Source organism: Streptomyces sp. NPDC028305 (genome assembly GCF_055569495.1).
Map to the genome: position 1 here is coordinate 1 of NZ_JBVHTN010000002.1, position 20,360 is coordinate 20,360.

The 20,360-nt window shown below is 71.5% G+C and carries 10 protein-coding genes; 8 read left to right on the top strand and 2 right to left on the bottom strand.

Translation table 11 applies throughout. From position 1 onward, the window contains the following. The first annotated feature begins 63 nt into the window (after nucleotides 1-63). The 8 genes from ACZ4WQ_RS06915 to ACZ4WQ_RS06950 all read left to right on the top strand — a co-directional run bounded on the left by ACZ4WQ_RS06915 (nucleotide 64) and on the right by ACZ4WQ_RS06950 (nucleotide 17,391). Nucleotides 64-2,532, top strand: coding sequence for a beta-ketoacyl reductase (locus ACZ4WQ_RS06915; protein ID WP_398374028.1), 2,469 nt, complete (start codon nucleotides 64-66; stop codon nucleotides 2,530-2,532). A 3-nt stretch (nucleotides 2,533-2,535) separates the two neighbouring features. Then, entirely contained in the window at nucleotides 2,536-8,622 is a 6,087-nt protein-coding gene (locus tag ACZ4WQ_RS06920) for a beta-ketoacyl synthase N-terminal-like domain-containing protein (protein WP_398374029.1), read from the top strand. Next, nucleotides 8,615-9,736, top strand: coding sequence for a DNA alkylation repair protein (locus ACZ4WQ_RS06925; protein WP_311721819.1), 1,122 nt, complete (start codon nucleotides 8,615-8,617; stop codon nucleotides 9,734-9,736). The genes ACZ4WQ_RS06920 and ACZ4WQ_RS06925 overlap by 8 nt, the downstream gene beginning before the upstream one ends. Further along, nucleotides 9,733-13,533: an aminotransferase class I/II-fold pyridoxal phosphate-dependent enzyme gene (locus ACZ4WQ_RS06930; RefSeq protein ID WP_398374030.1), complete on the top strand. Its 3,801-nt coding sequence runs from the start codon at nucleotides 9,733-9,735 to the stop codon at nucleotides 13,531-13,533. Before ACZ4WQ_RS06925 ends, ACZ4WQ_RS06930 begins: the two co-directional genes overlap by 4 nt. A gap of 79 nt (nucleotides 13,534-13,612) precedes the next feature. Next, nucleotides 13,613-13,921: a hypothetical protein gene (locus tag ACZ4WQ_RS06935; protein ID WP_311721821.1), complete on the top strand. Its 309-nt coding sequence runs from the start codon at nucleotides 13,613-13,615 to the stop codon at nucleotides 13,919-13,921. Next, on the top strand, nucleotides 13,918-15,063 hold the full coding sequence (locus ACZ4WQ_RS06940) for a class II histone deacetylase (RefSeq protein WP_398374031.1): 1,146 nt from the start codon (nucleotides 13,918-13,920) through the stop codon (nucleotides 15,061-15,063). The genes ACZ4WQ_RS06935 and ACZ4WQ_RS06940 overlap by 4 nt, the downstream gene beginning before the upstream one ends. Nucleotides 15,064-15,074: 11 nt before the next feature. Next, nucleotides 15,075-15,842: a thioesterase II family protein gene (locus ACZ4WQ_RS06945; protein ID WP_311721823.1), complete on the top strand. Its 768-nt coding sequence runs from the start codon at nucleotides 15,075-15,077 to the stop codon at nucleotides 15,840-15,842. Then, nucleotides 15,811-17,391 carry an MFS transporter gene (locus tag ACZ4WQ_RS06950; protein ID WP_394816678.1) on the top strand — a complete coding sequence of 527 codons (1,581 nt, stop codon included), beginning with the start codon at nucleotides 15,811-15,813 and terminating at the stop codon, nucleotides 17,389-17,391. The genes ACZ4WQ_RS06945 and ACZ4WQ_RS06950 overlap by 32 nt, the downstream gene beginning before the upstream one ends. A 980-nt stretch (nucleotides 17,392-18,371) precedes the next feature. On the opposite strand, the gene ACZ4WQ_RS06955 is transcribed toward ACZ4WQ_RS06950, so the two are convergent. Beyond that, nucleotides 18,372-18,962: a TetR/AcrR family transcriptional regulator gene (locus tag ACZ4WQ_RS06955; RefSeq protein ID WP_311721826.1), complete on the bottom strand. Its 591-nt coding sequence runs from the start codon at nucleotides 18,960-18,962 to the stop codon at nucleotides 18,372-18,374. Nucleotides 18,963-19,295: 333 nt separating this feature from the next. Next, complete coding sequence (locus tag ACZ4WQ_RS06960) at nucleotides 19,296-20,138, bottom strand: SGNH/GDSL hydrolase family protein (protein ID WP_398374032.1); 843 nt, start codon at nucleotides 20,136-20,138, stop codon at nucleotides 19,296-19,298. Nucleotides 20,139-20,360: the final 222 nt, after the last annotated feature.

Consider the following 20,360-nt stretch of genomic DNA (forward strand, 5'->3'; position numbering starts at 1 on the left):
GAGGGGTTGACGCGGGCGTGGCGTCGTTTTACGGGGCGTTCGCAGTTTTGTGCGTTGGGTTCGGTGAAGTCGAATATTGGTCATTTGGAGCCGGCTGCGGGTTTGGCGGGGTTGGTGAAGGTGTTGTTGGCGATGGAGCATGGGGTGGTTCCGGCGTCGTTGCATGTGCGGCGGCCGAATGATCACATTCGGTTTGAGGAGACGCCGTTTTTTGTGGTGGATCGGCCGTGGGTGTGGGCGCGTGGTGGTGGGGTGCGTCGTGCTGCGGTGAGTGCGTTCGGTATGGGTGGGGTGAATGCTCATGTGATTGTGGAGGAGCCGCCTGCTGTTCCGGTGCGGGGGGTGTTGGGGCAGGACAGTCATGTGGTGCGGGTGACGGGGGCGGACGAGGCCGCGGTACGGGCCCTCGCCACCACCTACGCCGACCGGTTCGACACCGCGCGCGACGCGTGGGAGACCGCCGACCTGTGCCACACGGCCAATGTCGGCCGCTCCCCGCTCGAGTTCCAGACGGCCGTCCACGGACACGACGCCACCGAGCTCGCGACGGCCCTGCGCGCCGTCGCCGCCGGCCGCGTGCCGATCGCCCGCGCCGACGTCCACCTGACCGCCGAACACGCCGCCAACGGCACCCTCGTGGAAGGGGAACAGCACCGTCACAGCGCCGTCGCCGACCTGGTGCGAGCGGGGTACGCCCACGTGGACTGGGCCGCGGTGTCCGCCCCGGGCGCGCGTATCACCGACCTTCCGACGTATCCCTTCGCCTCCGAGCGGCACTGGCACTGGCACAGGCAACCCGTCGCGGCATCGGCGCCACCGCGGAACAGCCCCGAGGCGCTACGAGTCGAGTGGCGGCCCCGGGAACTGCCCGCCGTTACCCCGGCGGTATCCGGCGTGGTGCGCCTGGTCACCGCGGACCTCGTGCTCAGGGACGCGCTCACGGTGGAACTCCGTGCCCGCGGAGCGCTCGTCGCGGAGCCGGGGCAGCGCGCCGACTCCGTCATCGTGGTCGACGCGTCCCCGACCGCCGAACCGCTCGGCCTGAGCACGTTCTGGTCCGAACTGGGCGGTCTCATCGCAGAGTTGCCCCCGAACGGCAGGCTGCTCCGGGCGGGCTACCACGGTGCCGCGGTACACCCCGGGGAACGTGCTGCGCTGCGGCCCGAAGCGGCTGCCATGGCCATGGCAGCAGCGGCCGCCTGCGCCGAGAGCCGCAAGCCGTGTGCGGTCGTCCACCTGGACCCCGCCGACCCCGCCGAGGACCGGGCCCGGCAGATCGCCGCCGAGTACGCCGCCCTGTATCACAGCCCCGGGGACACGGAACCCGGCACGGCCGCGGCCTACCGACGGGGCATCAGATACATCCCGGACCTGGTCAGCGCGGTTCCCGGCCCGCCCTACGAGGTGTCCGCGGACGGGTACTACCTGGTGACCGGCGGACTGGGCGCCGTGGGACGGCGCCTGGCCGAGGGGCTGATCGACCGCGGCGCACGGCGCATCGGCATCATCGGCAGGTCCGTGATCGACGCCTCCCGGTCCACCGTGTTGCGGGATCTGGCGCGCCGCGCCGAGGTGGTGTACCTGCCCTGCGATGTGTCGGACGCGTCGGCCCTCGCCGCCGTGGCCGAGGAGCTGGGATCGCGCTGGACCCGGCTGCGCGGCATCGTGCACTGCTCCGGCGGGGTCAATCCGTTCGGGGCCATGCACCGCAGAACCTGGAACGACGCCGCCAAGGTGGTAGCCCCGAAGGTGCCGGGCTCGCTCAACGCCGTACGCCTGGCGAAGGACCAGGGCGCAGACTTCGCCGTCCTGGTGTCCTCCATCGCCGGCACTCAGGCCTCGGCCGGACGCGGCCTCGTCGACTACAGCCTCGCCAACGCTTATCAACTCGCCCTGGCCGAGGGCGAGAACAACTCCGACACCGTCGTCACCGCGCACGCCTGGCCCAACTGGACGGACATCGGCATGGAGGCGGACGCGTCCTTCGCCGCCGCCCACTCCGTCGGCGCCGACGAGGCGGAGGCCGCGTTCTTCGACCATGTGCTCTCCGGCGGCGCGGTGATCTTCCCGGGACGGACGCCCGCGCCCATGCCCGAGTCGGCGGACCCGATGACGGACATCCGCACGGTCATCCTCGCGCCGGCGGCGGCCGGGCGGAACCGGGCGGCGATGCGCGCGTCGGTGCGAGATGCCTTCGTCCATGTGCTGGGCGAGGACCCGGGCGAACGCCCGCTGCGGGGGCTCGGGCTCGACTCCCTGGTCATCGCGGAACTGGCCACGGCCCTGGAACAGCGGGCCGGCCTCACCGTCGATCCGTCGCTGCTGATGCGGACGCGGACGGCCGACGACCTCGCCTCAGCGCTCGCCACGACCGTGGAGACCGCGTCGGCCGCCGCCGAGGCGGAGCCCGCCCCGCCCCGGCCGGCCCCGCCCCGGCCCGCCCCGGTCCGGCAGGCGACTGCCGACGACGAACGCGTCGCCGCGCTGAGCGCCCTGCTGCGTCCCCTGCTCACCGGCGACCGAGAGCGGTGAGTCATGACCAACGACATCGACGAAAGGACTGTGGTGAGCGAGGTGGACAGCCGCATCGCCGTCATCGGACTGTCGGTACGGCTCCCGGGCGCCGAGGACGTCGTGGACCTGACGGACCTGCTGGCGCGCCACGACGTGGAGGTCGACGACGTCCCGCCCAGCCGATGGCGCCGCGAACTGTACCTCGGTGACGGCCCTCACCAGGGTTCCCATCACCGCGGCGCCTTCCTGCCCGACGTGTTCTCCTTCGACCACGAGGCGTTCGGCCTGACCGCCGAGGACGCCGTGCACCTCGACCCGCAGCAGCGGATGATGCTCGAGGTCGGTGCGCGCGCCCTGGAGGACTCCGGGTACCTCAGGTCCCGGCGCCGGCTGAACGCGGGCGTGTTCATCGCCGCGCGCATGAACGGGTACGGCTTCGACCAGGGACGTGGCCTGGCCGACTCCTCGGACCTCGCCGGCCGGCCCGCCGCGTTGTGGGGGCGGTCGCAGAACTTCATGGCCGCCTGGCTGTCGGACCGCTTCGACCTGTCGGGGCCCAGCCTGGTCGTCGACACGGCCTGCTCCTCCTCCCTGACGGCCGTGTGGCTCGCCTGCCAGAGCCTCGCGGCCGGCGCCAGTGAACTGGCCGTGGTCGGCGCGGTCGACCTGTTGATCGATCCACTGACGTTCGTCATGCTCTCGCGCACCGGAGCCCTGTCCCCTGACGGCCTGTGCCAGACCTTCGACACCAAGGCCAACGGCTATGTGCCGGGGGAGGGGGCCGTCGCGCTCGTCCTCAAGCCGATGGCGGCGGCACTGGCCGACCACGACCTGATCCTGGGCGCGATCAACGTGGCGGCGGTCAATAACGACGGCTCCACCATGGGTGTCACCACACCGAACCTGGACGCGCAGGTGGAGCTGTTGAGCAAGGCGTACGACACGATCGACCCGGCCACCGTCCAGTACGTGGAGGCGCACGGCACCGGCACCGCCATCGGAGATCCGATCGAGGCGCGGGCCCTCACGGAGGTGTTCGGCCGCCACGGTGTTCCGCGGAACGCCGTGGCGCTCGGTTCCCTCAAGCGCCGTATCGGCCACCTCCACTCGGCGTCGGGCCTGGCAGGACTGGCGAAGGTCGTCGTCATGCTGCGCGAGGGCGTCATCCCGGCGCTGGCGGTCGACGCGCCCAACCCCCGCCTCAACCTGTCCGACAGCCCCTTCTATCTGCCCGCCACCCACCGCCCCTGGCCCGATGCGCCGTTGCGCCGGGCCGCGGTGAGTGGATTCGGGTTCGGCGGCACCAACGCGCACGTCGTCGCCGAGGCCGTGCCCCAGGCCCCGTCGAGGCGGACGCGGGCGGACACGTCGCCCGGGACGGTCCACGTCCTGCCCCTGTCGGCCGACAGCCCGTACGCGCTGCGCGAACTGGCGGCGCAGTGGCTCCAGTTCCTGCCCACGGTGGCCGGCGACCTCGACCACGTGTGCGCCACGGCACGGCTGGCCCGTCCGCACCGCCGCGAGCGCATGGCCGTCACCGGCGCCGACGCCGACGAGCTGGCCTCCGCGCTGCGGGCGTGGCTGCTCCGGGGCGACCTGCCCGGATCCGGGCAGCCCCGGGCCGAAGTGCGGGTTCGCCCGGGAGTCGTGCCGGCCGCTTGGCTGTCCGTGCTCGACCGCTCCACGCCCGCCGTGCACGAGGTCATCAGCCTCTTCGAGGCCGCGACCGGCGCCCGGCTGGCAGGCTTCTCGGGCGAGTTGCTCCGGATCAGCCAGGGAGTCGCCGTCGCGGTGGCACTGCGCGACCTGGGGCTGCCGGAGGACTCGGTGGACCTGCCCCCGGGATGGGAGGTGGTCCGGGACTTCGCCTGGGGGCGCGTCCCCCTGGAACAGGCGCTGGCCGACGTGCTCAGGCGTGACGACGACGCGGCGCCCGTACCCGAGGACGACGGGGGCGGCGACCGCGAGGTCTGCGCACGGCTGGCCCGGGCCCACGACGAGCAGGACGTGGCCGCGGTCCTCGCCGCGATCGCCGCCGAACTCTTCGCGGCGGGCCTGGACATCGACTGGTCCGCGTTCCAGGCGGGGCGCACCTGGCACAAGCGTCTGCTGCCCGTGGCCCAGCCGAGCGGTCCCGCTCTCGACCTGCGTGAGCCGCAGCGCTCGGCCGAACCCGGGACGCCCACGGAACTCGTCTCGGACGAAGGAACCGCCGGGTACACCTTCTCCCGGGTGTTCGGACCCGGTGAGGTCCCCATCGCCCAGCACGCCGTGCACCGGAAGATCATGCTTCCGGGGGTGGCCTGGTTCGACTTCCTGCGCGAGGGCGCCGCCGTGCGCGGCGAGCCCTTCCACGGAGTCGGGGACGTCCTGTTCCACCGCCCGCTGATCCCCTCCGGGGCGCGCCGAGTGGTGTGCCGGGTCGATGGGCAGGGCGGGTTCACGGTCGAGGACGCCGAGAGCGGCGAGCCCTTCGTCACCGGCCGGTATCTGACACAGCACGCACCCGAGCCCGCCGCCGTGCCGGTCGCCTCGCTGGTGGACGACTGCTGCGACGTCCACGCGGGCTCAGGCCTGTACCGATGGTTGCGGCGGGTCGGATACCACCACGGCCGCTACTACCGGAACATCTCCTGGGTGGCCGGCCTGCCCGACGGCGGCACGCTCGCCCGCGTCGAGGGCCGCCGCCAGCGGGAGCTGAACCCGTCCGGTGTCCAGCTGTTCCCGGGGCTGCTCGACAGCGTCACCATCGCCGCGATCGCCCCCGGCAACCCGGTGTTCGGCGCGGCGGACGCCTCGGCGTTCATTCCGCTCTCCGTCGGCCGGGTTGATGTCCACGGGCCCTTGGACGACGCGGCGTATGTCCGTACGGAGATCGCCTTCTGGAACGACGAGGCCTGTCGCGTCACCCAGACCGTCACCGACGTGACAGGCCGGCCGCTGCTCGTGTTCGCCGACATGTCGTCCAAGCGCGTGCCCGCGCAGGCGTTCGACGCGGACAGTGAGACATCGCCACCGGCCCACGTCCCCGCCGAGCCTCCTCCCACTGCGCCCCGGGCCGCCGCGCCGACGAATCAGCCGGCGAACCAGGCGTCGGATGCCGGGCGGGTGCTCGCGTGGTTTCTGCGACTGACGGAAACCGCCGAGGAACACGCCGACACGGAGTTCCTGTCCGCGGGGTTCGACTCGGTCGGCCTGGTGTCGCTGAGCGAGCGCATCTCCCAGGAAACAGGCATGTCTCTCTATCCGACGGTCTTCTTCGAGTACCCGACCCCCCGGCAGTTCGCCGAGTTCGTCGTGCGAGAGGCACCGGAGCTCGCCCTCGCACCGGAGGATCCGGCCGCCGAGCCGTCCCGTGCCGCCGACGAGGCGCCGGCCCCCGAGCCGGAGCCGGCGGTACCGGCTCCGGCCCTCCGCCGGACCGGCCCGGCACGCCAGGCCGCCGACCACGCGCCCCGCCCACGCGACATCGCGGTGGTGGGAGCGGCCGTCCGGCTGCCGACAGCAGATGGCCTCGCCGACTTCGCGGAACTCCTGCACGAAGGCCGGGACACCGTACGCCCACTGCCGGACGGCCGCTGGGGCCGGCCTGACCAGCCGTCGCCGTACGCCTCGTTCCTGGACCACGTGGACGAGTTCGATCCCGCGCCGTTCCGCATCTCGCCCCGGGAAGCCCCGCTGATCGACCCGCAGGCGCGGATCGTCTACGAGACGGTCTGGGAAGCCCTGGAGGACGGCGGTCGTGTCGGCGAGCGCGCCGAGGGCAGCGTCACCGGCCTGTGGATCGCCTACAGCCACGACCACTACCACGAGGAGCGGGCGCGCCATGGCATCCCCGACGGGCGCGGGCTCGGCCTGGAGGCGATGATCGCGAACCGGCTGTCCTATCTGATGGACTGGCACGGTCCCAGCACCGTCGTCAACACCCTGTGCTCCTCCTCGCTCGTGGCGGTGCACTCGGCCCTTCAGCATCTGCGCGCCGGAGACATCGACACGGCGGTGATCGGAGCCGTGCACGCCGCCATCAGCCCCGAGTACTTCCGCTCCATGGGCGATCTCATGGCACTGTCACCACGGCACCGCTGCCGCGCCTTCGACAACACCGCCGACGGGTTCGTGCCGGGCGAAGGGGCCGTCGCCGTGGTGCTGCGGCGGTACGACGACGCCGAGCGGGACGGCGACCGCGTCCGCGGCCTGGTCAAGGGCGCGGCCGTGAACCACGGAGGCCGGACCACCCGGTACTCCGCACCGAGCCCCAAGGCCCAGCGGGACGTCATCGCCGCCGCCCTGCGGGACGCGGACGTCTCCCCGGAGACCATCGAGCTGGTCGAGGCCCATGGCACCGGCACCCGGCTGGGCGACCCGATCGAGATCGACGGGCTGACGCGGGCGTGGCGCACGCACACGGGCCGTTCCCAGTACTGTGCGATCGGGTCGCTGAAGGCCAACATCGGCCATCTGGAGCCAGCTGCGGGCCTCGCGGGCCTGGTGAAGGCCCTGCTGGCCATGGAGCACGACCGGATTCCGCCGACGCTCCATGTCACGCGCCCCAACGACCACATCCGCTTCGAGGACACCCCCTTCTATCTCGCCGGGCGCGCACAGCCCTGGCCGCGCGGCGTCCGCCCGCGGCGCGCCGCGATCAGCGCCTTCGGGATGGGCGGAGTCAACGCACACGTGATCGTCGAGGAGCCACCCGCCACGTCCGGCCGGGCACCTCTCACGCAGGACAGCCACATCGTGCGGATCAGCGCCGCCGGCGAGCCCGCCCTGCGAGCCCTGGCCGGCGCCTACGCCGACCACGTGGCCGCCACGGACGAGGAACGGCTCGGGGACTTCGCCCACACCGCGAACACCGCCCGGGCGGTGCACCGTCACCGGGTCGCCGTCCACGGCGCCACCGCCGAAGAACTGGCCACCCGGCTCGCCGCCGTCGCCGCCGGAACCACCCCGGCGACCCGGCACACCGGCGGGACGACGCCCACCGCGTTCCTCTTCACCGGGCAGGGCTCCCAGTACCCCGACATGGGCAAGGGGCTGTTCGCCACCGAGCCGCACTTCCGCGGCGCGCTCCACGAGTGCGCCGAACTCGTCGCTCCGCACACCGACGTCCCGCTGCTCGAACTGCTCTACGGAGACGCCCAACACCTGCTGGACCGGACCCGGTACGCGCAGATCGGCATCGTCAGCGTGCAGGTCGCCCTCGTCCGCTGGCTGGAGGCGGCCGGCATCCGTCCCGATGTGGTCGCCGGGCACAGCCTCGGTGAACTGACCGCGGCCTGGACAGCCGGCGTGCTCACGCTGCCCGACCTGCTGCGGCTGACCGCCGTGCGCGGCCGGCTGATGCAGGCGCAGCCCGCCGTCGGGGCCATGGCCGTCGTCCACACCGACGCCGACACCCTGATGGCCGCGCTCCAGCCGTATCCCGGCATCGAGATCGCCGCCTACAACGCGCCGCGCATGCAGACCATCAGCGGGCCGGCGCAGGACATCGACCGCTTTCGGAGCGAGACCTCCGCACGTGTGCGGCCGCTGGCGGTCAGCCACGCCTTCCACTCCGCGCTGATGGACGGAGCCGTGGCCCCGTTCGCCGATGTCGTGGCCGCCACCACCCTCACCCCGCCGGTGATCCTCTTCGCCAACACCCTCACCGGTACCTGGCACACCCCCGACACCGCCACCGACCCCCGGCACTGGGCCCAGGCCATCCGCCGGGCCGTCCGGTTCGGCCAGGCCGTCACCACCCTGGGCGAGGCGCGTCCGCACACCGTGTGGGAGATCGGGCCGCACCCGCAGCTCATCCCCCTGGCCCGCGCCACGCTCGCAGAGGGGGGCGCGGGCGTTCAACCGGCGTGGATCGCCACGCTCCGGCGGGACCGTGGTGACCAGGCCCAGCTCCACGCGGCCCTGACGACCCACCACAACCACACCGGCGCGGACCTGACCTGGACCGGCCTCCACCACGGCAAACACCAGCGCACCACCACCATCCCCACCTACCGGTTCCACCGACAGCGTTTCTGGATCCCGGCCGACGCCCGGGACACCCCGGACGCCACGGCCGGCACACGTCCCGACGACAGGAAAAGGCACCAGCATCATGGCTAGCGAGTACGGACTGAAGCGACACTTCAACGGCGAGGCGGCACACCTCCTCGGTGGGATGATCCGCCCCGCGCACCCCGCTTTCGACGCCGAGGGCTACGCCGCCGAGGTGGAGCGGCGCATCCCGGACAAGGAACTGAAGGACCGCGTTCTCGTCCTGACCGAGGGCCTGCGCGCCCGGCTGCCCCAGGACTACCCCGGTGCCGTCTCGATCCTGCTGTCGATTCTCGGCGAGGAACTCGCCGAGGGCGAGGGCATGTTCAACGCCAGCTGGTATCTGATGCCGGTGGCCAGGTTCGTGGAGGAGTACGGTCTCGACCACCCCGAGCTGTCCCTCGACGCCATCGAGGAGATCACCAAGCGGCACACCGGCGAGTACGCGATCCGGCCCTACATCGAGCGCCACTACGAGCCGACCATGAAACGCGTCGCGCGGTGGGCCCACAGCCCGAGCCACAACGTGCGGCGTCTGGCGAGCGAGGGGGTCCGGCCACGCCTGCCCTGGGCCCGCACCCTGGACATCTTCGTCAAGGATCCGCAGCCGGTCCTGGAGATCCTCGAACCCCTGCGCAGCGACCCCTCCGAGTATGTGCGCAAGTCCGTCGCGAACAACCTGAACGACATCTCGAAGGACACCCCCGACGTGGCCCTCGCCACCGCGCTGCGATGGCTGGAGGAGAGCCCCACCGCCGAGACGACCTGGACCGTCAGGCACGGGCTGCGCACCTTGGTGAAGAAGGGCGACCAGCAGGCCCTGGCCCTCCTCGGCGCGACGGGCGGCGAATGGGTCCACGCGTCCCGCCTGCGCGTCACCCCCGGGTCGGTGGCCGTCGGGGACACGCTCGTCATCGACTTCGAGATCGAGAACACCGACGACCGGGCCCACAGCGTCACCGTCGACTACGTCGTCCACCACATGCGTAAGAACGGCCGCAGCATCCCCAAGGTCTTCAAGCTCACGACCCTCGAGCTCGAGGCCGGTGAACGGCGGAGCCTGCGGAAGTCCCACCCGATCAAGGAGGTGCAGACCCGGAAGTACTACCCGGGCGAACACCTCGTCGACATTCAGGTCAACGGCCTGGTGAAGGCCACCGAGCGATTCGATCTGCGGACATGAGCGGCGTCCGGTTCCACCTCGGCGCTACCGATCCGGTGGTCCGCGACCACCGGATCGGGGCCACCCCGGTCATCGCGGGCGCGACCCAGGTCGATGTCATGCTCCGCGCCTGCGAGGACCGACGGCCCGGCAGCCTGTGGACGTTGCGGCATGTCACCTTCCGCAGACCGCTGCGGGTGGCAGGGCCGGACATCGAGCTGGTGGGCGTCATGACCGAGGACGGCCACTGCTCGGTCCGCTCGCCGGACGCCGACGGGCCGGTCGAGTACAGCACGGCCCACTGCCACGGCGTTCCCCTGCCGCCGCCCCGCTACCTCGACGTCGCCGGGCTGCGCGCGGGCTGTACCGAGAGTGTCCCGCTGGCGGAGGTGGCCGGGTGGCGGCGCGCCAGCGGCATCACCTACGGGCCGGCCTTCCAGGCGATCCGGTCCGTGTCCCGCGGGCCGGGCCGGATGCTGGCGGTCCTGCGCGCCTCCGACGACCTGCGCTGGGCGGGCTTCTTACCGCCCCCGCTGCTCGACGGCGTCCTCCAGCTCCTCGGCATGCTCGACGCCGGAGCGGCCGGGATGCGCCTGCCCTGGTACATCGGCCGGGTCGTGGCCCGCCGCCCGATCACGGGAACGGTCCTGGCCCTGGTCGAGCGGGAGACGACGCCGCCGGGCGGCGCCGGTGGTGCCGTACGCGGCCGGGCCACCGTGTGCAGCCAACAGGGGGAGATACTGCTCGAACTCGAACGCATCACCCTCAAGGCCCCGGTGTCCGAGGCGCGGGAGCGGCCTCAGGCGCCGCCCCCCGGAGCGGTGTTACGGCCCCCCGGCCCGATGGAGACGGTCACCTGGCGGAAGGCCGAGCCGACCGCCGCACCGCCGTCCTCCGACGGTGTCACGCTGCTCGTCTCCGCGCACGACCTGCCGGCACCGCAGGACCGGCCCGTCGTACGGCTGGCCCTCGGCGAGCTGACCGCGGAGCGTCTCGACGCCACGCTCGCCGACGGCCCCGTGTGTGAGGTGGTGTACGTCGCGCCCGAGGACATCACGACCGAGGCACAGGCGACCGGGGCACTCCAGGGCGCCTTCACCCTCGTACGCCGACTCGCGGCGCGTCCCCCGATGCCGGACCTGCTGATCGTCACCACGGCGGCCCACTCGGTCACGGGGGAGGAGTCCGTCGCCCCCTTCATGACCGCGCTGTGGGGCCTGGGCCGCACGCTGCGCGTGGAGCATCCCCGCACCACCGTGCGCCTGGTCGACCTGGAACCCGGCTCCACCCGGGGCGGCCGGGCCGCGCCGCTGCCCGACGCTCTGGGACACGCGGAGCCGGAACTCGTCCGGCGCGGCGGATCCTGGTACACGCCCTCGCTCGAACCGGCCCAGCCTGCCACCGGCCGGCCGGCCCGGTTCCGCGGCGGCCGCTTCCTCATCACCGGCGGCATGGGCGCCATCGGCCTGCGGGTGGCGGAGTTCCTGGCCGCGGAGGGCTGCGCGCATCTGACCCTGGTGGGCAGGACCGTGCCGGACCGTGAAGAAGCCAGGCGGCGCATCCACCGGCTCTCCACGCTCTGCGAGTTGGATGTCGTGGCCGCGGACGTACGCTCCCTGCCCGCTGTGCTCGACGGCGCCGCGCGCTACGACGGGATCTTCCACACCGCGGGAGTGCTGCGCGACGGCCTGGCCCGCAGCCTGACACCGGACCAGGTGGCGGAGGTCCTCGGCCCGAAGATCGGTGGGGTGCACGCCATCGCCGATCTGGTGGCCGCGCACGACCGGCCGGACTTCGTCGTCCTGTTCTCGTCGATATCGGCCGTACGCGCCAACCTGGGCCAGAGCTCCTACGCCGCCGCCAACGCCTACCTGGACGGCTACGCAGCCCGCAAACGCGCCGACGGCGAGCCCTGGTACAGCCTCGCCTGGGGCCTGTGGACCGTCGGCATGGGCGAGGACATCGCCGTGCGGGCCGCCGAGCACGGCATCCCGGCCCTCACCGCGGACGACGGCGTCGCCCTGCTGCACGCGGCCCTCAGCCGTCCCCCCACGAACCACGTCCTGTCCGCCGCCGCGCAAGCGAAGGGTGAACCCATGACCACCGTCACACCGGAAAGCGGGCTGTGGCCGCCGCTCGCCACCGCTGTGCAGAAGATTCTTCACGTCGACGACGTCACACCCGAGGACGACCTGCTGGAGTTGGGCCTCGATTCGATGATGGCGGTCGAGCTGGCCGCGGCCCTGTCCGGCGACGGACTCGACGTCGACCCCATGGTGTTCTTCGAGCACAGCGGCATCCGCCCCCTGCTCGGCCATCTCGACTCGGCGGTGGCGGGGGGCGGTGCGGTCGGCGAACCCGCGGACGGCGCATCAGCCCGGACGCCCGAACCGGCGGCCTCCCCGGCACCGGCTCCGCGGGAGGACCCCGCGGCACCCGCTCCCGCGGGTACCGTCGCCGACTCCTTCGTCCCCGACTGGGACCGCTACCGTCCGGCGGCGCCCCCACGGCCCGCGGAAAGCCCGGCCCCGAGCCCCGCACCCACCTCCACGGTTCCCGTGACACCCCGCACCGCGGGGCGCATACCCCGTCGCACCCTGCCCGGCCGGCTGTCCCCCCGGAGCGACGGCACCTTCCTCGACCGGCGCATCGACGCGCTCTCGGCGGAGGACCGTCTCGTGGTCGCCCGGGACGAGTATTTCTACGAGCCCGTCATCGAGCGGGCCGAGGGCGCCCGGATCAGGTTCGACGGCCGCTGGTTCCTCAACTTCGCTTCGTACAGCTACCTGGGACTCATCGGGCACGACTACATCGACCAGCAGGTCCTGGACGCGGTGGAGCGGCACGGGACCGGCGCCCACGGCGTGCGGCTCCTGGCCGGCACCCTGCATCTGCACCGCGAACTGGAGCTGACGCTCGCCAGGTTCCTCGGGACCGAGGACGCCATCGTCTTCTCCAGCGGCTACATGGCCAACGTGGCGACGGTGGGCGCGCTGGTCGGCCCGGGCGACGTGATCATCGGCGATGTGTACAACCACGCCAGCATCCTCGACGGATACCGGCTCTCGGGGGCCGAGGTCATCACGTACGCGCACAACGACCTGGCCGACCTGGAGCGAGCCCTGAAGAAGGCGGGTGACGCGGGCCGGCTGGTGGTGACCGACGCCGTCTTCAGCATGGACGGCGACGTGGCCGACCTGCCGGGCATCGTGGAGCTGTGCGAGCGCTACGGCGCCCCGCTGATGGTCGACGAGGCGCACAGCCTCGGCGTGCTCGGTGACACCGGGCGCGGCATCACCGAACACGCCGGCCTCGACCCGGAGCGCGTCGACGTGAAGATGGGCACGCTGTCCAAGACCGTTCCCAGCGCGGGCGGTTACGTCGCCGGATCGCGCGACCTCGTCTTCGCGCTGAAGAACAACGCGCGCGGCTGGATGTTCTCGGCCGCCGCGACTCCGGCCCAGGTGGCGGCGGCCAAGGCGGCGATCGAGGTGATGGCGGCCGCCCCCGAACTCACCCGCGAGCTGCGGGCCAGAACCACCCGGTACCGCGAGCAGCTGCGCGCCCTTGGCTTCGACACGCTCGCCAGTGAGACGCCGGTGGTGCCGGTCGTCTGCCGCAGCGCCGAGCAGGCGATCGCCATGGCCCGGCTCTGCCAGCTCGACGGGCTGTTCGTGCAGCCCATCGTCTATCCGGCGGTGCCCCGGACACTGCCGCGCCTGCGGACGATCGTCAACCTCAGCCACTCGGAAGCCGATCTGGACACGGCGGTGGCCACGCTGGAGAAGGCGGGCCGGTCCTGCGGCCTCATCTCCTGACCGGCGACCAGGCCTCTTCAGTGGCAGTACGACAGCACCTGCTCTCGACGAACCACATGACTCTCAGGGGGTTTTGGACATGACCGACATCGACGCCGCGGCGTTCTTCTCCGCCGTACTGAAGACCATCGCCTCGACCCGCAACCACGGCACCGACCCGGGCGAACACGCCAAGGGTGTGGTGGAGCCGGCCACGCGCATCCGTGCCGTCGAGGAGGAAGTGGGCGAGCGACGGCTCACCTCCGACGAGGCCGAAGAGGTGCTGGAACTGCTCGGGACCACCTTCCGGGCCAAGCGCACCCCGGACGAGGAGCGGGAGTACTACCTGCGGTACATCGAGCAGGTTTCCGGGATCAGCCGGGCCTCGCTGGGTGTGTCCGCACCGTGAGCACTCCCGACCCCGCGTGGTACAGCCATGAGCTCTGCTTCTGGCACGACCCCGGGCCCGGTTCGGGATACGTACCGGTCGGGCCCGGGATCGAGCCGCTGAGGCAGTTCGCCGTGGACCCGGACCTCAGACGGGCCGAGGGTCTGGTCAGGGCGTCCGGTGTCATGGACCGGTTCACCGCCGTGACACCGACGCCCGCCTCGGACGAGGACCTGCGGCTCGTACACACACCGGAGCACATCGAACGCGTCGAGGCGGCATCGGCGATCGGCGCGGGAGACGCGGGCGTGTACGCCCAGGTGAACTACCACAGCGCCCAGGCCGCGAGGCTCGCCGCCGGGGCCTGTGCGCAGGCCACCACGGATGTCCTGGACGGGCGGTTCCACCGGGCCTACTGCCTGGTGCGGCCGCCCGGACACCACGCCGAACCCGACCGGGCGATGGCACTGTGCCTCTACAACAACGTGGCCATCGCCGCCCGGGCCGCGCAGCGCCACGGGGTGCGCCGGGTGCTGATCCTCGACTGGGACGTGCACCACGGCAACGGCATCCAGCGGGTCTTCTACGAGGATCCCGACGTGCTGTACATCTCCATCCACCAGGACGGGCTGTTCCCGGCGGCGTCCGGCCTCGTCATGGAGACCGGTGCCGGTGCGGGCGCGGGCAGCACACTCAATGTGCCGCTGCCCGCGGGCAGCGGACACGAGGCGTACCTCGCGGTCGTCAGCCGCGTCGTGGAACCCGCGGCCCGGGCGTTCGGGCCCGGGTTGATCCTGGTGGCGGCGGGCGTCGACGCGGGCGGTCACGATCCGATGGGCCGGATGATGTGCACCAGCCGCACGCTCCACGCCATGACCTCGATGATGTGCCGTCTCGCCGGCGAACTGACGGGGGGAAGGATCGTCTTCGCCCACGAGGGCGGCTACTCGGCCTGGTACCAGCCGACGCTGGTGCTGAGCACGGCGAGCGCGATCGCCGGTCTCCCCGCCCCGTACGACCCGTTCCTGCACTCGCTGGAACACCTTCCGGGGCAGCGTCTGCAACGGCACCAGAACCGGGTGATCGAACATCTCGAAGCCCACCATCCGCTGCTGACCGAGCAGTCGGCCCCCGTCCGGCCCGGGGCCCGGAGCGGCCGATGAGCCACTGGTGGATGAGACCGCGGGCCGGTGCGCCCGGAACCGGGCCGCCTCCCCGCCGCCGCGTGGTCGCCCTCCCGCACGCCGGGGGCTGGCCGTCCGCCTTCCGCTCCTGGTGGCAGGTGCTCCCCGCGGATGTCGAACTCCTGGTGGCATCGCTGCCGGGACGCGGCGCGCGCATCGGCGAGCCGCCCCTGACCCGCGTCGAGCCGCTGGTCGAGGCCCTCAGCCGTGATCTCGCGGACCTGGAACCGCTGCCGTACGCGGTCATCGGGCACAGCTTCGGCAGCGTCCTGGGCTATGAACTCACCCGGGCCATGGAACAGAAGGGCCTTGCGCCCACCCTGCTCGCCGTGTCGGCCCGCCAGCCCCCGTGCTTCCCCAGCGAGCCGCCGTTCGCACACCTCAGGAGCGACCCGGAACTGCTGGAGCATCTGCGGGACATCGGCGGCATGGTGCCCGGGTTCATGGCCCGGGCGGACCTCGTCCAGCCGACCCTGCGCGCCGTCCGGGCCGACCTCGAGGCGATGGAACGGTACGAGCGGCCGCTGTCGGGGACCAGCGTGCCCGTCCTGGCCCTCGGCGCGGTGGACGACCCGGTCGTCATCGCCGAGCGGCTGCACCTGTGGTCGCTCGAAACGACCGGCGGATTCCGCCGGTTGATGTTCACGGGCGGCCACTTCTATCTGTACGCACACGCCAACGCGGCGGTCATCGCTCGCCATCTGGTGGCCGAGGACCGCGGCTTACTTGGAAGGAAAGACCTTGAGCAGCATCGCTGACTCTCCCCGCCAGGCCGGCCCACGCGAGTGGCTGGGCCTGGCCGTGCTGGCGCTTCCCACGCTTCTGCTCTCCATCGATGTGAGTGTGTTGCACCTGGCGGTGCCGCACATCAGCGAGGCGCTGGACCCGTCTGCCACCCAGATGCTGTGGATCATCGATGTCTACGGCTTCCTGATCGCGGGCTTCCTGGTCACGATGGGCACGCTCGGCGACCGCATCGGCCGCCGGAAGCTGCTGCTGATCGGCGCCGCGGCCTTCGGAGTCGCCTCGGTTGTCGCCTCGTACGCGACCGACCCGGCCATGCTGATAGCGGCGCGGGCGGCGCTCGGCATCGCCGGCGCCACGCTGATGCCGTCCACGCTCGCCCTGATCAGCAACATGTTTCCCGACCCCAGGCAGCGGGGGATGGCCATCGCCATCTGGGTCACCATGTTCTCCGTAGGTGTCGCGCTCGGCCCGGTGGTCGGCGGCGCCATGCTGGAGTACTTCTGGTGGGGGTCGGTCTTTCTGCTCGGCGTGCCCATCATGGCGCTGCTGCTGGTGGCCGGCCCCCTGCTGCTCCCGGAGTACCGCGACGAGGACGCCGGCCGCCTCGACCTGGCCAGCGTGGCACTGTCCCTGGCGGCCATCCTGCCGGTGATCTACGGGCTCAAGGAGATCGCCAAGGACGGAGTGTCCGCGGTACCGGGGCTGGCACTCGTCGTGGGTCTGGTCGTCGCGGTCGTCTTCGTCCGCCGGCAGCGCACACTGGACAGTCCGCTGCTGGACTTCCGCCTCTTCGCCAACCCCACCTTCCGCACCGCACTCGTGACACTTCTGCTCAGCATGCTGGTGGCGGGCGGTACGTATCTGTTCGTGACGCAGTACCTGCAACTCGTCGGCGGACTGTCGCCCATGAAGGCCGGCCTGTACCTGTTGCCGGCGGCCTTCGCGCTGATCGTGACGTCCGTGCTGTCCCCGGTCGCCGCGAGCAGGTTCCGGCCCGCGTACGTCGTCGCCGCCGGCCTGGTCGTGTCGGCCGTCGGCCATGGGATGCTGGCGCTCGCCGACAGCTCGTCGGGGGTCGCGCAGGTGGTGACCGGCTTCGCCTTCGCCTACGCGGGCGGTGGCCCGCTGGTGGCCCTGGGCACCGACATCGTGGTCGGATCGGCCCCGCCCGAGCAGGCGGGGTCCGCTTCGGCCCTCTCGGAGACCAGCACCGAGCTGGGCATGGCGCTCGGCGTGGCCACGCTCGGCAGCGTGGGCACCGCCGTGTACCGCGGCGAGGTGGACGTTCCCGCACGGGTTCCGGACGGCGCGGGCGACACTCTCGCGGGAGCACTCGAGGCGGCGAAGAACCTGCCCGCGGACCTGTCCGCGGCATTCGTCGACTCCGGACGGGCCGCCTTCACCGAGGGCATGAACGTCATCGGCGGCATCGGGGCGCTGCTCGCGCTCGGCAGCGCCGTCCTGGTGGCCGTGGTGATCAAGAGCCCTCCCACCGGTGTCGGCGAGGAGTCCGCCGCCGGTGCCGAGCCGGTCGCCGAAACCGCCGAACGGGCCTCTTGACCAACTCTGTTGACGTTCCAGGTGGCCCGGATGGGTACGGGCCGCCTGGACGTCCTGTGTTGACATACCGACGGTATGTCACTAACTTTTACATGCTGCCGGTACGCGAAATGGGGAGTGGCATGTCGGCCTCGGCCGCCGGGTTGCCACCCCGTGAACTCACCCTGGTCGAACCAATCCCGCCCGGCCGTGGTCGGACGCACAGAAACCACTGGTGCGCGCGGTTCGAACCACCCCCGAAGCAGATGTCGGACAGGAGAAGACTGGAGCGTGTCCCCATGTGTCCGGATCCACGTCATCGCACCGCCGACCGATCAGTGCTCGCACGGGACGCGATTCTCGCGGTTGAGAGAGAGACGTGCCATGCCCGGAAGAATTGACCCCGAGACCGCGGCCGCGGTGATGCGCGCGGCGGGCCTTGAACCACTGGCGCCCTACCCGGGGGCGAATGTGGCCTGGGATTGCCGCTGCACCAAGGGAGCACACCGCGTCGCACCCACTTTCACCTCGGTGCGCACCGGTTTGAATTCGGGCTGCCGTTACTGCGGATGGACCGCCGCCGGTGAACGGCGACGCGCCGCCGGCCGGGAGAGGGCGGAGGTGGACATGCGGGCGGCGGGCTTCGAACCGCTTGAGCCCTATCCGGGCGCCCGAGTGAAGTGGCGCTGCCGCCATACGGCCTGTGGCCACATTGTCTACCCCCGACTGTTCAAGATCCGAGCCGGTGGCGGCGGATGCCTCGCCTGCGCCGGCCGGGCGCCGGTGGATCCGGTGGCCGCCGAGGCGCAGATGCGCGCGATCGGCATGGAACCTCTCGAACCTTTTCCCGGGCGGGTGCGCGACCAGTGGAAGTGCCGCTGCACGAGGTGCGGTCACATCGGCGCGCCGACACTGAACAACATCCGGCGCGGTCAGGGCGGCTGCTTCGTCTGCGCCCACAGCACCCCGGAGCGCACGGCGCGCGCCCCATCGCCCTCGTCTCACCGCGCGCGCAGCGCCTCCAGCAGCTGAGCCAGCGCTTTCGCGGTGTCCGCCAGGTCGCGGGGGTTCCCCGAAGTCGCCAGCCACAGAGCCGCTTCGTTCATCGCACCGGACAGCAGATGCATGAGCGGCTCGACCGGCTGTGCGGCGATCGTGCCCTCCTCGATCAGGTCGACGAGCACCTCGGTCAGGTGCCCACCCGAGGTGGCCTCGTTCATCGCCCGCCACTCGCTCCAGCCGAGAACCGCCGGCCCGTCGATGAGCAGGATGCGCTGGACCGCCGGATCGGTGGAGGCGTTGAGGAACGCCTGACAGCCGACGATGAGCCGGTCCCAGGGGTCCTCCCGCACATCTGCCGTGACGGCGATGTGCTCGCCCACCTCCTGCTGCACCTGCTCCAGCACGGCACGGAACAGGTCGGACTTGCTGGCGAAGTGGTGATACAGCGCGCCCTTGGTCACGCCCGCCGCGCCGACGATCTGCGACAGGACCACGGCGCCGTATCCGAGCTCCGAGAACAGCCGCCTGCTCTCGAGCAGCAGGGTCTGTCGTGTCTGCTCCCGCTGTTGTGCCCGGACTCCTTGCGACATCTCGCTGCCCCGTCCTCGACGTACTGAAGGTGTGCCAACGCGTGTGCCGCTCGAAAAGTCACCGCCGCACGTCATGTTGCTTATCTGTACGCCCTGATGATGCCACTGAGGATTCAGATGTATAGGACTTTGCCCGGGCTGAAGTGGCGCGTCGAAGTGCGCTCCGGTCGACTACCGGGAGCGACGTGTGAGGGAATGCGGCATCAACCGCCTCAAAAGGAACCGAGCCCGCGCAGGGCCCGTCGGGTCGGGAGGGGGTTGCCGGGCTCGCGGGGCGGTGGGTCCGGCGAGAAAGGAGCGGGCTGTCCGGCATCGCCGCACAGCCCGCTGTGGTCAGCCCGCGAGGGCGGTCAGCAAGGGCAGGTATCCGTCACGGTGCCCGGCCTGATTGGGGTGGTAGGACTCGTTGATCTTGCTCCACTCCAGACTTGTCACCCAGGTCTCGCCGCGCGAGCAGATGGTGTGCGGGTCGAACGCGGCACGCGGGTCGAGAAAGGTGAACCCGGCCTTCGTGGCCTGCTCCGCCAGGACCGAGTCGAGCGTGTCGGCGGCCGAGTTGAGCGCCGTGCGTTCGGTGTCGCTCAGCCCGAGGATCCCGCAGCTGCCGCCGATCGTGTACAGCCGCGGATAGCCCACCACCACGACCTTGGCGTTGGGTGCCTTCGCCCGCACCGACGCGTAGGTGCTCGCCAGCGCGCTCGGCAGATTGCTGGTCGCGGCGGCCTTCGCGGCCTCCACTCCGGCGACGCAGTCCTTGTCGTCGATGGTGAGGATGCAGTTCTTCAGCACCTCGACGAAGCCGACGTCATTGCCGCCCACCTGCACCGTCACCAGCGTGGCGTCCGCGGTGAGCTGCGGCACCTGCCGGCTTGTCAGCTCCGCCGTGGTGGCCCCGGAGCACGATGCCTCCACGAAGGCGTACGAGGGGTGCTGCTGTGCCCACAGCCGGGGGTACGTCAACGGGCCGCGGCGGCACGGGTCGTCGGGGTTGTCGTAGACGCGTGTGCCGGGCCCGACGGCGTATGAGTCGCCGAGTGCCACGTACGTGCCGGCCGACGCCGTCGTCGGCTCGGCGTCGGCGGCGTACGCACCTGATGTGGCCGTGGCCGCCAGGCAGAGGGTGGCCAGCGTGAGAGAGAGGGACGCGAGGCGTTTGCGATTTCTTAAAGAGCGCATTCTTCACTCCTGGAGTGTGGGTGCGGTCTTAGTGGCGGAACTGTCGGCCGAAGCGCCGGCCCTGAAGTTCCGTGATCAGATCACCCGCGGCGAAATCCCGGGTGTCGACTCGGCGGACCGTAATAAGGATCGCGCAGTCCTGTCAACCGCTTCTCGGCGCCTATTTCGTCCTTCGGGCGCGAGCCTGCCAGCCGACCAGGGAAATGTATATGGAGTCCAGCA

Bases quoted from the DNA above. Each gene is read 5' to 3' on its own strand.
- ACZ4WQ_RS06920 (WP_398374029.1), top strand. From the start codon at position 2,536: ATGACCAACGACATCGACGAAAGGACTGTGGTGAGCGAGGTGGACAGC.
- ACZ4WQ_RS06925 (WP_311721819.1), top strand. From the start codon at position 8,615: ATGGCTAGCGAGTACGGACTGAAGCGACACTTCAACGGCGAGGCGGCA.
- ACZ4WQ_RS06930 (WP_398374030.1), top strand. From the start codon at position 9,733: ATGAGCGGCGTCCGGTTCCACCTCGGCGCTACCGATCCGGTGGTCCGC.
- ACZ4WQ_RS06935 (WP_311721821.1), top strand. From the start codon at position 13,613: ATGACCGACATCGACGCCGCGGCGTTCTTCTCCGCCGTACTGAAGACC.
- ACZ4WQ_RS06945 (WP_311721823.1), top strand. From the start codon at position 15,075: ATGAGACCGCGGGCCGGTGCGCCCGGAACCGGGCCGCCTCCCCGCCGC.
- ACZ4WQ_RS06955 (WP_311721826.1), bottom strand. From the start codon at position 18,962: ATGTCGCAAGGAGTCCGGGCACAACAGCGGGAGCAGACACGACAGACC.
- ACZ4WQ_RS06960 (WP_398374032.1), bottom strand. From the start codon at position 20,138: ATGCGCTCTTTAAGAAATCGCAAACGCCTCGCGTCCCTCTCTCTCACG.